This is a genomic window from Streptomyces flavochromogenes (assembly GCF_000717595.1).
GTDB classification, from domain to species: Bacteria; Actinomycetota; Actinomycetes; order Streptomycetales; family Streptomycetaceae; genus Streptomyces; species Streptomyces flavochromogenes.
Map to the genome: position 1 here is coordinate 452,526 of NZ_JNZO01000006.1, position 12,738 is coordinate 465,263.

Annotated in this window: 9 protein-coding genes and 1 pseudogene; 7 read left to right on the forward strand and 3 right to left on the reverse strand. The window is 74.6% G+C overall.

Annotated features, from left to right (window positions below; genetic code table 11):
- Positions 1 to 232: 232 nt before the first annotated feature.
- From IF00_RS0109820 to IF00_RS0109840, 4 genes are all read left to right on the forward strand, one after another.
- Positions 233 to 625: an ankyrin repeat domain-containing protein gene (locus IF00_RS0109820; RefSeq protein ID WP_030316420.1), complete on the forward strand. Its 393-nt coding sequence runs from the start codon at positions 233 to 235 to the stop codon at positions 623 to 625.
- A 256-nt stretch (positions 626 to 881) separates the two neighbouring features.
- Positions 882 to 2,297, forward strand: a complete 1,416-nt coding sequence (locus IF00_RS0109830) for a hypothetical protein (RefSeq protein ID WP_030316422.1) — start codon at positions 882 to 884, stop codon at positions 2,295 to 2,297.
- 342 nt (positions 2,298 to 2,639) lie between these two features.
- The gene (locus IF00_RS0109835; RefSeq protein WP_030316424.1) at positions 2,640 to 3,761 is read left to right on the forward strand and encodes a glycosyltransferase family 4 protein; all 1,122 of its coding nucleotides are present in this window, start codon (positions 2,640 to 2,642) and stop codon (positions 3,759 to 3,761) included.
- Between the two features lie 249 nt (positions 3,762 to 4,010).
- Entirely contained in the window at positions 4,011 to 7,634 is a 3,624-nt protein-coding gene (locus tag IF00_RS0109840; protein WP_030316425.1) for a hydantoinase B/oxoprolinase family protein, read from the forward strand.
- 55 nt (positions 7,635 to 7,689) lie between these two features.
- Here IF00_RS0109840 and IF00_RS0109845 read toward each other — a convergent pair whose 3' ends face one another.
- The 3 genes from IF00_RS0109845 to IF00_RS0109855 are packed head-to-tail and all read right to left on the reverse strand — an operon-like array spanning position 7,690 to position 9,991.
- Positions 7,690 to 8,559 carry a 5-oxoprolinase subunit C family protein gene (locus IF00_RS0109845; RefSeq protein WP_030316426.1) on the reverse strand — a complete coding sequence of 290 codons (870 nt, stop codon included), beginning with the start codon at positions 8,557 to 8,559 and terminating at the stop codon, positions 7,690 to 7,692.
- Positions 8,556 to 9,206 (reverse strand): 5-oxoprolinase subunit B family protein, encoded by a 651-nt coding sequence (locus IF00_RS0109850; protein ID WP_030316427.1) that lies wholly within the window; start codon positions 9,204 to 9,206, stop codon positions 8,556 to 8,558. The genes IF00_RS0109845 and IF00_RS0109850 overlap by 4 nt, the downstream gene beginning before the upstream one ends.
- Entirely contained in the window at positions 9,203 to 9,991 is a 789-nt protein-coding gene (locus IF00_RS0109855) for a LamB/YcsF family protein (RefSeq protein ID WP_051820009.1), read from the reverse strand. The genes IF00_RS0109850 and IF00_RS0109855 overlap by 4 nt, the downstream gene beginning before the upstream one ends.
- Positions 9,992 to 10,099: 108 nt before the next feature.
- On the opposite strand from IF00_RS0109855, the gene IF00_RS0109860 reads away from it, so the two are divergent.
- The 3 genes and pseudogenes from IF00_RS0109860 to IF00_RS46390 all read left to right on the forward strand — a co-directional run.
- On the forward strand, positions 10,100 to 10,810 hold the full coding sequence (locus tag IF00_RS0109860; RefSeq protein ID WP_245234465.1) for a GntR family transcriptional regulator: 711 nt from the start codon (positions 10,100 to 10,102) through the stop codon (positions 10,808 to 10,810).
- 80 nt (positions 10,811 to 10,890) lie between these two features.
- The gene (locus IF00_RS0109865) at positions 10,891 to 12,435 is read left to right on the forward strand and encodes a hypothetical protein (protein WP_030316432.1); all 1,545 of its coding nucleotides are present in this window, start codon (positions 10,891 to 10,893) and stop codon (positions 12,433 to 12,435) included.
- Positions 12,432 to 12,738: pseudogene (locus IF00_RS46390) on the forward strand (hypothetical protein); the annotation flags it as partial. The gene IF00_RS0109865 and the pseudogene IF00_RS46390, both read left to right, overlap by 4 nt.

Consider the following 12,738-nt stretch of genomic DNA (forward strand, 5'->3'; position numbering starts at 1 on the left):
GTGCATTAGAGTGAAAAACGGGTGATTTCACTTGACCGGCGGACGTCGAACGGGCTGTCGAGTGGCGAAATGCCCGGCGTGCGCTAGAGGAGCGACCGACTGCGGACTGCCGTGATCTTTGCCTCGGCCGGGCGCGGTCATGTCACCGAACGGGCAGTACCCTGTCGATTCACTCGTACGGCCGCGCTTGCCGTGCACAGGTCGACAACGCAGGAGAAGGGCGGGCCCACCGATGAGCGAGACTCCGGACCCCGAGGTCATCGAGCTGGCGTCCAAGGTCTTCGACCTCGCCCGGACCGGGGACGCCGACGCGCTGGCCGCCTACGTCGACGCGGGGGTCCCGGCGAACCTCACCAACGACAAGGGTGACTCCCTCGTCATGCTCGCCGCCTACCACGGGCACGCCGCCGCGGTCTCCGCCCTCCTCGCGCGCGGTGCCGACGCCGACCGCGCCAACGACCGCGGCCAGACCCCGCTCGCCGGAGCCGTCTTCAAGGGCGAGGACGCCGTCGTCCGCGCCCTCCTCGACGGTGGCGCAAATCCGGAAGCCGGGACTCCATCCGCCGCCGACACCGCGCGGATGTTCGGCAAGGCCGAACTCCTCGAGCTCTTCGGATCCCGGTGAACGAGCGCTGAACCCCAGGTGAGAGCGGCGTCGTAAATGTGGTCGCGGTGGCGAAATGGGTGGGTCATCATGACGTCGGGCCCGGCAAAACGGGCCACCGACGAGAGGCTGAGGAAGATGGTCACTGGCAGGCGATGGACGACGAGCGGCCCGACATGTCGCCGCACGGCCTAGGCGTACGGGCGATGTACCGCCCGACCCGGGTCTTCCCGGTATCCCCCGGTCGTGTCGACAGCTTGATGTGAGGCGTCTCCCCATGTTCGATCCAGTCATAGCGCCGAGCGGCACCCTGCTCGGCCTGCTGCAGCGGGGCCGCGGCGACGGCACCCTGCACGCACTCGCCGCGCCACGCGCCGAGGCCCTCGCGGCCCTCAACCACTGCGTTCTCGACGACCCCCGCCACGACTGGCAGGTCGAGAACCGCTCCCTCTACTACGCCCGTCTCTACCTGGACCTCCACGGAGGTCTCGACGAGATCGAGGCGCACCTCTTCGGCGCCGAGGACATCCTCGACACCGAGGAGTCCAGGACCGGGCTCGCGCTCGCCGTCCTCGGGCACCTCGCCTCCTACGGACGCCAGGACGCCCTGCTGCTGCTCCGGCGGTACGCGGCGACCGGCACCAACTGGGCCTGGGCCCTCGACGAGCTGGCGCTCCGCGACGACGACGCCGGACTCCGCGCGCTCGCCGTTCCCGTGCTGGCCCGCTTCCCGGCCGACGCCGAGGGCGACGCCGAGCTGGCCGGCGTCGTACGGGACGCCTTCGAGCCACGCCCGTGGCGGCTGTGGGCCGAGGACCAGCGCGATGCCGTCGGCGCCCGGGTCAGGGCCGCCCAGGAACAGGGCTCCTTCGACCGCTGGCAGCGCCAGATGCGCCCCGCCGGGCCCCGCCCCGGCTGGAGCGTGCGCGCCGTCCTCGACTGGGCCCAGGAGGGATACGAGCGCGGAGCCGCGCTCCACGGCCCCGCCGCCCGCTGCCTCACCGCCGTCGCGGGACCCGAGGACAGGCCCGAACTCCTCGCCGCGGCCCGGCACGGCTCGGTGGGCGCCCGGGGCGCCGCCCTGCACCACCTCGCCGAGTCACGGGACCCCGCCGTCCTCGACCTCGTCGAGGCCGCCGCCGACGGCGACTCCCCCGAGGCCGCCGAGGCCGCGATCGCGGCGTACCGCCGCATGTGCGGGGAGGACGCCGTCGCCCGCGCCCGTGCGTGGGTCCGCAGGACCGACGCCCTCGGCGCCGCCGCCGCCGATGTCCTCGCCTGCCGTGGCACCGCCCAGGACTCCCCCTCCGTCCTCGGCGCGCTCCGCGACACCATCCGCTCCGAAGGCCCCGACGCGCCCGCGCTCGGCGGGCTCGTGGACGGCGCGGGCCGCCTCGGCATCGCCTGCGCCGCCCCCGTGCTGCGCCACGTCTACCGCGAGACGGCCTCGTCCCAGCTCCGCGGGCGCGTGGCCCGCGCACTCGCCGCCACCGACCCCACCTTCGCGACCGGCTTCGCCGTCGAATGCCTCTGGGACTGCGAGGAGACGACCCGCGAGGTCGCGGCCCAGCACGCCGAGACCGGTGACGTCCGAGTCGCCGAGCGATTGCGCCGCCTCGCGGCGGACCCGGCCGAGGAGGCCGAGGTCCAGACCGCGGTACGCAACCGCATAGGGCCGGACCTCCAGGTCTGACGCGGCCCTGTCGAGGTCCGGCCCCACCGGTCGGACCCGGTCGTCCCCCGCCACCCGCTCCGGGGCGGCGCGGCCCCCGGCGGAGAACCCGCCGCGCGAGGCCCCGCCCCGGAGGACCGGGCGAGGAGCGGGGGACCGGCCCCAGGCCCTCGGGCGTGCCGTCCCTCAGGCTGCCCGGGCCCGGAACGCTCGGGCTCACGGGCGACCCTGGACCCCGGCGGACGACCCGGCCCTTGAGCGTCTTCGGCCACCCGCGCGCCCGCGCGAAACGCTCATGGGACGTTCCCTCCCCGTCCAGATCGACGTTGGCGGGGACACGCCGAACGCGACGACAACACCTCTATGCGTGTCGTCATCGTCACCGAATCCTTCCCTCCCGACGTCAACGGTGTGGCGCACTGCGCCCTGCAGACCGCGCGCCACCTCGTCCGGCGGGGCCACACCCCGCTCGTCATCGCCCCCGCCGTCGCCGACCCGGCCGCGGACGCCGAGGCCCCCTGTGCCGTCGTCCGGGTACCCTCCCTCCCCCTCCCCGGCTATCCGCAGGTACGCGTCGCCCTGCCCAGCCGTCGCGTCGCCGCGGCCATCGCCGCCCACCGCGCCGACCTCGTCCACCTCGCCGGACCGTTCGTCCTCGGGGTGCGCGGGATGACGGCCGCCACCCGGCTCGGCATCCCCGCCGTCGCCGTCTACCAGAACGATCTCGCCGGCTACGCCCGCACCTACGTGGGAACCGGCGAAGGCGCGGCCTGGCGCCGCCTCCGCGCCGTTCACGGGGCCGCCGACCGCACCCTCGCCCCGTCCTCCGCCGCCGTCCGCGACCTGGAGGCGCACGGCATCGGCCGCATACGGCTCTGGGGCCGCGGGGTGGACACCGCCCGCTTCCGCCCCGAGCTGCGCGACGACGCCCTGCGCCGGGAACTCGCCCCGAACGGGGAGCTCCTCGTCGGGTACGTGGGCCGCCTCGCCCCCGAGAAGCGCGTGGATCTTCTCGCCGGAGCGGGAAGGCTCCCCGGCGTACGACTGGTGGTCGTCGGGGACGGTCCGAGCGGGCCGGCGCTGCGCGGCGCCCTGCCCGACGCCCGGTTCCTCGGCCGCCGCACCGGCGACGACCTCGCCCGCGTCTTCGCCTCGCTCGACGTGTTCGCCCACACCGGCCCCTTCGAGACCTTCTGCCAGACGGTCCAAGAGGCGATGGCCAGTGGCGTCCCCGTCATCGCCCCGGCCGCCGGCGGCCCCCTGGACCTGGTCGACCACGGTCGCACCGGACTCCTCGTACCTCCGGGGGACACGGAGGCGCTGTACGAGGCCGTCGCCTCGCTCGCGGCGTCACCCGCCCTGCGCGCCGCGTACGGCCGGGCCGGCAGGGCCGGCGTCGAGGGCCGTACCTGGGAGGCCCTGGGCGACGAGCTGATCGGGCACTACCGGGAGGTCCTGCGGGAGCGGACGGTGGTGGCGGCATGAGCGGTGACCGCGCCGGGCTCCGCGTCGTGCGGCTCGCCAACTTCGTGACGCCCACCTCGGGCGGCCTCCGCACCGCCCTCGACCCGCCGGCACCGGCTGGGTCCTCCGGCGCAGCCGCGACCTGCTCCCGCAGCTGCTGCTGCTCGCCGGCGCGGAATTGCGCCACTGGGCGGACGGCTCCGGCACCGTCCCCCTCGACGCGCGCGCGGACACCGCCCTCGCCGCCGCCCTCGCGGCCACAATGGGGAGATGAACGGGCGCTGGGAGTTCTGGATCGACCGGGGCGGCACCTTCACCGACATCGTGGGCCGACGGCCCGACGGCCGGCTCGTCACACGCAAGGTGCTTTCGCACGATCCCGCCCGGCGTCACGACGCCGCCGTGGCCGGGATCCGCCTCCTCCTCGGCCTCGGGCCGGGCGAACCCGTCCCGGCCGACCGGATCGCCGTCGTCAAGATGGGCACGACCGTCGCCACCAACGCACTCCTGGAGCGGCGTGGCGAGCCGACCGTCCTCCTCGTCACCGAGGGCTTCCGGGACGCGCTCCGCATCGCCTACCAGAACCGGCCCCGGCTCTTCGACCGGCACATCGTGCTCCCCGAGGCGGTCTACGCGCGCGTGATCGAGGTCCCCGAGCGGGTCGACGCCCACGGCCACGTGGTCCGGCCCCTGGACGAGCGGGCCGTCGCCGACGCGCTCGCCGCCGCCCACCGCGACGGACTCCGCTCGGCCGCCGTCGTCCTGCTGCACGGCTATCGCCATCCGGCGCACGAGGCCCGGATCGCGGCGATCGCACACGACACGGGCTTCACCCAGGTCAGCTCCTCGCACGAGGTCAGCCCGCTGATCAAGCTCGTCCCGCGCGGGGACACCACCGTCGTCGACGCCTACCTCTCGCCGATCCTCCGCAGGTACGTCGACGAGGTCGCCCACGAACTCGCCGGAATCCGCCTCATGTTCATGCAGTCCAACGGCGGGCTGCGAGAAGCCGCGCACTTCCGGGGCAAGGACGCCGTCCTGTCCGGGCCGGCCGGTGGTGTCGTCGGCATGGCCCGCACCTCGGCACAGGCGGGCCACGACCGGGTCATCGGCTTCGACATGGGCGGCACCTCCACCGATGTGTCGCACTACGCCGGCGCCTTCGAGCGTGAACTCGGTACACAGGTGGCCGGCGTGCGGATGCGGGCGCCGATGATGAGCATCCACACCGTCGCGGCGGGCGGCGGGTCCGTGCTGCACTTCGACGGACGCCGCTACCGCGTGGGCCCCGACTCGGCGGGCGCCGTCCCCGGACCCGCCTGCTACCGGCGGGGCGGACCGCTCACGGTCACCGACGCCAACGTCATGCTCGGCCGCGTCCAGCCCGGCCATTTCCCCGCCGTGTTCGGGGAGAGCGGCGACCTGCCCCTGGACGCCGATGTCGTAAGGGAGCGGTTCACGGCCCTCGCGGAGGAGGTCGGCGGTGGCCGCACCCCGGAGGAGGTCGCCGCGGGCTTCCTGGAGATCGCGGTCCTCGGCATGGCCAACGCCGTCAAGAAGATCTCCGTCCAGCGCGGCCACGACATCACCCGCTACGCCCTCACCAGCTTCGGCGGCGCGGGCGGTCAGCACGCCTGCGCCGTCGCCGACGCCCTGGGTGTCGACACCGTGCTCGTCCCCCCACTCGCCGGAGTGCTCTCCGCGTACGGCATCGGACTCGCCGACGCCACCGCCATGCGGGAGCGGTCCGTCGAGGCGGAGCTCGACGCGCCGGGCACGCCCGCGCGCGTGAAGGCTCTCTGCGCCGAACTCGCCGACCGCACGCGCGCGGAGCTCCGCGCCGACGGCCTGCCGGACGAGGCGGTCACGACCCACGCGCGCGTACTCCTGCGGTACGCGGGCACCGACGCGAGCCTCCAGGTCGACCTCGCGTCCCCGGACGAGCTGAGGGCCGCGTTCACGGCGGTGCACCGCGCGCGGTACGCCTTCACCATGGACCGGCCGCTCGTGGTGGAGTCCGTCTCCGTGGAGGCCGTCGGCCGTGCGGGCCCGCACGGACCCGTCCATACCGGTCCCGCCGCCGACGCGGACGAGCACCCGGGGGAACCTGCCGGCGAGCCCGCCCCGCACGCCATCGTCCGGATGGCCGGCGCCGGCCCACCCCACGACGCCCCTCTCCACCGGCGCGCGGACCTGCGGCCGGGCAGCGCCGTGGACGGGCCGGCGATCGTCGCCGAGGCCGATGCCACGACCGTCGTCGACAGCGGCTGGCGGGCCACCGCGACCGACACCGGACATCTCCTCCTGCACCGCGTCACCCCCCGCCCCGCGCGCGTGGCGGCGGGCACGGACGTGGACCCCGTCCTCCTGGAGGTCTTCAACAACCTCTTCATGGCCATCGCCGAGCAGATGGGCGTCCGCCTGGAGAACACCTCCCAGTCCGTCAACATCAAGGAACGCCTCGACTTCTCCTGCGCGCTCTTCGACGCCGAGGGCAACCTCATCGCCAACGCTCCCCACATCCCCGTCCACCTGGGTTCCATGGGCGAGTCCATCAAGGAGGTCCTGCGGCGACGCGGCGACGACCTGCGCCCCGGTGATGTGTACGCGATCAACGACCCGTACCACGGCGGCACCCACCTGCCCGATGTCACGGTCGTGACGCCGGTCTTCGACGCGTCCGGCGCCGAACTCCGTTTCCTCGTCGCCTCACGCGGCCACCACGCCGAGATCGGCGGGATCACCCCCGGCTCCATGCCCGCCTTCAGCCGGACCGTCGACGAGGAGGGTGTCCTCTTCGACAACTGGCTGCTCGTGCGCGACGGACACCTGCGCGAGGCCGAGACACGGGCCCTGCTCACCGGCGCCCCCCACCCCTCCCGCGACCCGGACACCAACCTCGCCGACCTCCGCGCCCAGATCGCCGCCAACGAGAAGGGCATCGAGGAACTGCGCCGAGCCGTCGACGAGTTCGGCCTCGACGTCGTGCAGGCCTACATGAGGCACGTCCGGGCCAACGCCGAGGAGTCCGTGCGACGCATCGTCGCCCGCCTGGACGACGGCGCGTACCGCTACGAGACCGACGGCGGGGCGGTCATCCAGGTGGCCGTCCGCGTCGACCGTGAACGGCGCTCCGCCGTGCTCGACTTCACCGGGACCTCCCCGCAGCTGCCCGGGAACGCCAACGCGCCCACGGCCGTCGTCATGGCCGCCGTCCTGTACGTCTTCCGCACCCTCGTCGACGAGGACATCCCGCTCAACAGCGGCTGCCTGGAACCGCTGGAGGTCCGCGTCCCGCCCGGCTCCATGCTCGCGCCGCAACCACCGGCCGCCACCGTCGCCGGGAACGTCGAGACCTCCCAGGCCGTCACGGGCGCTCTCTACGCGGCCCTCGGCGTCCAGGCCGAGGGCTCCGGCACCATGAACAACGTCACCTTCGGCAACGCGCGCGTGCAGTACTACGAGACGGTCGCGAGCGGCTCCGGCGCGGGCGACGGTTTCGACGGAGCCGACGCCGTCCAGACCCACATGACCAACTCCCGGCTCACCGACCCCGAGATCCTGGAATGGCGCCACCCGGTCAGGGTCGACGCCTTCGCCGTACGGGAGGACGGCGGCGGGCGCGGCCGCTGGCGGGGCGGACACGGCGTGGAGCGCCGCATCCGGTTCCTGGAGCCGATGACGGTGGCCCTCCTCACCGGTCACCGCAGGGTCCCGCCGTACGGCATGGCGGGCGGCGAACCGGGCGCCCTCGGCGAGAACCTCGTGGAACGCGCGGACGGCACCGTCGAGCGACTCGGCGGCGCGGCCACCACGGAGGTGGGCCCCGATGACGTGCTGGTGCTCCGCACTCCCGGCGGCGGTGGCTACGGCCCGCCGCCCGAGGAGGAATGAGTGACGTGACGGCGAGGCCCGCCCGGGTCGTCCCCGGCCCACCGGCCGGCCGCGCTCAGCGCACCGGCGTGAACCGCACCGGGGTACCCGGCACCGCCTGCGCCGCAGCGCCCAGATCCGCCTCCCGCACCACCCCGACCACCGGGTAGCCCCCGGTCGTCGGATGATCGGCGAGGAACACCACGGGCCGCCCGTCCGGCGGCACCTGGACCGCGCCCAGAACCATGCCCTCGCTCGCCAGCTCGCCGCGGAGGGCCCGTTCGAGGGCCGGGCCCTCAAGGCGCAGTCCGATGCGGTTGCTCGCCGACGACACCCGGTACGCGCGCGTGACGAGGGTCCGCAGCGCCGCAGCCGTGAACCAGTCGTCGCGCGGCCCGAACCGGACCCGCAGGACGAGTTCGTCGGACGGGCCGGGCCACGGGGGAGCGTCGACCGACCCCCGTACCGCCGTCGCCGTGTCCGGCCCCAGGGGCAGCACCGTCTCCTCGGCCGCCGGCGGCGGCCCCAGGCCGGACAACAGGTCCGTGGAACGGCTGCCCAGCACCGGCGCGACGTCGACTCCGCCGCCGATCGCCACATACGCGCGCAGCCCGCGCGTAGCCGCGCCGATCTCCAGGACCGACCCGGCGGGCACGCGGACCGCGGTGCCCCAGGCGGCCGGGTGCCCGTCCACGCGCACCGGGCAGGGCGCGCCGCCCACCGCCACGGTGACCGTGCGACGGGGCCGCAGGGCACAGCCGTCGACAGTGGTCTCCAGGACGGCCGCGGTCTCCGGGTTTCCGACGAGCCGGTTGACGAGGCGTACGGCCGCCGGGTCGAGAGCGCCGGAGCGGGGCACCCCGAGATGCGCGTAGCCGCTGCGCCCCAGGTCCTGCACGGTGGTCAGCGCCCCGGCCCGTACCACGACGACGGCCCGGTCGGTCATCGTCCGCCCCCTGTCACGACGCCCTCCGCCGCGAAGCGGACCCGGGTGCCCGGAGCCAGCAGCGCGGCCGGCTCCCGACCGGTGTCCCAGAGCACCGCGTCCGTCGTGCCGATCAGCTGCCAGCCACCGGGGGAGGAACGCGGGTACACGCCCGTGTACGGCCCCGCCAGGGCGACCGAGCCCGCCGGGACGGCCGTACGCGGAGTGGCGCGCCGAGGCACCCCGTACCGCTCGTCGAGTCCTGTCAGATAGCCGAAGCCCGGAGCGAACCCGCAGAACGCGACCCGGAACTCGGCCGCCGTGTGGATCCGGACCGCCGCCTCGACGGACACGCCCCACAGGGCGGCGACCTCGGCGAGATCGGGCCCGTCGTAGCGGACCGGTATCTCGACCGCCCCACCCACGCGCGCGGGGAGCGGCCCAGGCTCCCAGTCGCTCAGCTCGGCCGCGAGCCGGTCCGGATCCGCCACCCCGTCGAGCAGCACCGTCCGCGCCGCCGGCACGATCTCCCGCACGGCGGGCAGCGTCCCGGCCGCCCGGCGCCGCAGCAGCTCGGCGTGGAACGCCTCCGTCTCCTCGCCGCCGGCCAGTTCCACCAGAAGCGCCCGCTCGCCCACGCGCAACGCGCGCGGGGCGGTGGTCCTCACGCGAAGGCCTCGACCCGTACACCGGAACCCTGGAGGCGCTCCCGGACCCGCCGTGCGAGGTCCACCGCGCCCGGGGTGTCGCCGTGCAGGCACAGCGACCGCGGCCGCACCGCGACGGAACTGCCGCAGTGCGCCGTGACCACCCCGAACCGGGCCATGGCCACCGACCGCTCCACCACGGCGTCCGGGTCGCTGACGACCGCCCCGGCCTGTCCGCGCGGCACCAGGGTGCCGTCCGCCCGGTAGGCCCGGTCGCCGAAGGCCTCGGGAACGACCGGCAGCCCGGCCTCCGCCGCGGCCTCGTGCAACCGCGACCCCGGCAGTCCCAGGACCGGCAGCGTCCGGTCCGCGAGCAGGACACCCTCGACGACCGCGGCCGCCTGCTCCTCGTCCCGGACCACCCGGTTGTAGAGAGCGCCGTGCGGCTTCACGTACGCCACGCGCGCGCCGGCCGCCCGCGCGAAGACCTCCAGAGCGCCGATCTGGTACGCCACCTCGGCCGCCAGCTCCGCGGCCGGCACGTCCATCGAGCGCCGCCCGAAACCGGCCAGGTCCCGGTACGAGACCTGGGCGCCGATCCGTACCCCGCGGGCGGCGGCGAGCTCGCAGACCCGTCGCATCGTGGCCGCGTCCCCGGCGTGGAAGCCGCAGGCCACGTTGGCGCTGGTCACGACGGACAGCAGCTGCTCGTCGTCGGTGAGCGTCCAGCGTCCGAAGCCCTCACCGAGATCGGCGTTGAGGTCGATCAGGGCCTCGGCCGGGCTCTGGTCCGGGGGCGTGCGCATCTGCACCTCGCAGAAGGGGGAGCGTGCCGGGGCGGCACGGGGGACCGTACGATGCCGTCAACGTAGAGGATTGTTGAACGATCCGACAAGATGACGACAGGGAGCGCCGTGGCAGCGAGTGAAGCCGGGGACCTGACCGACGACCGCGTGCTGCTCGGGCGCACGAGCACGGCCGAGCGGGTCGCGGACATCCTGCGGACCCGGGTCGCCGAGGGCTACTTCCCGCCCGGCACCCGGCTCTCCGAGGAGGGCATCGGCGGCGCGCTCGGTGTGTCCCGCAACACTCTGCGGGAGGCCTTCCGGCTCCTCACCCACGAGCGGCTGCTCGTCCACGAGCTCAACCGCGGGGTCTTCGTCCGGGTCCTGGCGGTCGACGACGTGGACGACATCTACCGCACCCGCCGGCTCGTCGAGTGCGCCGTCGTACGCGGCCTGGGGCAGCCCCCGTACGCCCTCGACGCGCTCGCCGTGGCCGTGGGCACGGGCGAGACCGCCGCCCGCGCGGGCGACTGGCAGGGCGTCTCCACGGCCAACATCCACTTCCACCGCCAACTCGTCGCCCTCGCGGGCAGCGCCCGTACCGACGAGCTGATGCGGGGCGTCCTCGCCGAGCTCCGTCTCGCGTTCCACGTCGTCGACGACCCGCGGGTGCTGCACGAGCCGTACCTGGCGCGGAACCGCGAGATCCTGGACGCCCTGCGAGCCGGTGAGCGGACCACGGCCGAAAGGCTCCTCGTCCGCTACCTCGACGACTCCCGCGCCCGCGTCGCCGCCGCGTACGCGAGGGCCGTCGACCCCCCGGCGGGCCCGGCGGACTGACCGCTCCGAAGCCCCGATCGAGACCGGTCGCATCTGCGCCGTTTCGACCGTTGTCAGTTCGAGGACCTAATCTGTCCACCGTGACTTCGCCTGCCTCGACGGACCTCGCTCCGCCCCAGCTCAGCGCGGGGCCGCGGCCCGCGCAGGGTCCGGCCGCCGACGAAGGGCTCGCGCGGCGCCTCCGCGCGCTCGCGTGCACCGCCCCGCTGCACGACCTCGACGCGCGCAAGGCGAACCTGGCGGGTGAGTACACCGTCTACGCGATGGCCGAGGTGGCCCTCTCGGCCATCGACCTCATCACGCTGAACATGGACTTCGACACCGGCGCCGACCACGAGCAGATCGTCGCCCGCCTGCTGCCCCGCGTCGCCGCCCAGGCGCCCACCCGCCCCGCCGCCGAGCACGAGCGCGTGGCCCGCTGGGTCCTGGAGAACCTGATCAACGTCGGCAGCGTCGACCGCGGCTTCCGCGCCGTCTACGGCACCTTCGGCACCGACGGCGTGTACGTCCGCAGGGACTACGACTTCAAGCTCATCGAGGAGGTCCCGGGGTACGGCGGCGGCGTCTACCTCCGGACCACCGACGAGGCGGTCAACGTCCTGGTCGGCGCCCTCGACACGGACGTCACCAGCGCCCAGATCGCCGCCGAGGTGAAGCTGGAGGTCCTCATCAGCCGGGGCCGCCTGGCCGACGCCCAGCTCGCCGCCGAGCAGGCGCGGTACCGGACCGTGCAGTACGCCGAGACCCTCCGCAAGACCCTGGAGGCCACCAGGCGCAACGTGCGCGCGGTGGACTGGCTCAACACGGTGCCCGACATGATCGCCGAGGCGCTCGACCACGTCGCCGACCGCTACCGCCACGAGAACGCGATCCTCACCAACATCCGCAAGGCCCGCGACGAGGCCGAGGCCGCGTCCGACGCGAAGACGGCCGAGCACAAGCGGCGCGCCGCCGAGCTCGTCGACATAGTGAAGGACTGCATCCGGCGCCACACCCAGCTCCAGTCCCGCCTCCTGGACGCCGGGCCCCTCTTCCGCGCCGAGCAGGACCGGCAGGCCTTCGCCGCGCCCACCTCGTACACCGGCCTCGATCTGTACGGGCAGCTCGTGGCGCCGACCCTGCCGCTCCCCGTCGAGCAGGCCGCCAAGGTCACCGACGCGTTCTTCGCGCGCGGCACAGGTCTGCGGACCCCGGCGTCCGTCCGGCTCGGCGACCTCGTCGACCTGCTGCTGACCCCTCCCGTGGAGCGCGAGCACCTCGGCGCCGAGATGCCCGAACCCGACCTCATCGCCACCCCGGACGACTCCCGCTTCAGCGAGGAGCAGCTCGCGAGCGCCATGCGGCTGCTCGACCTGGAGCACGACGCCCCGCGGCGCCTCTCCGGGCTGCTGGCCGAGGCCCGCGAGCTCGACGGCGACCTGCCGTACCTCGTGGCCCTCCTCGCCGTCCACGCGGCGAGCCCCCCGGTCGGCACGGCCTACCGCCAGGGCGAGGAGCGCCTGCTCTTCGCGGTGGACGACGGCACCCCGCTCGACGACCCGGAGTTCGGCGGCGCCGACCTCATCGTCGGTACGGCGCTGCTCGACGCCGCGGGCATGGCCGCCGGCCGCACGGAGGCCTCGTGACCCTCGTCCCGCCCGTCCCCGCGGCCCTGCCCGTGGTCCCGGACGACACCGCCGCCAAGAGCTCTGCCGCAGACGGCGTCGTCGTGGACAGCGCTGTCCCGGACAGCACCGTGGCGGACTCCGCCGTCGCAGACCGCTTGGACCCCGGCGCGCGCGAGGCCGCGCCCGTCCCCTCAGGCCTTCCCGTCCCTTCGCCCCGACCGTCCGATGCAGACGATGGCCAGGAGCAGGAGCAGAGATACGGGCTGGTTCCCGGCCCCACCCCGGAGCCCGCCCCCGAGCCGGTCAGCCCCACCCCCGGCC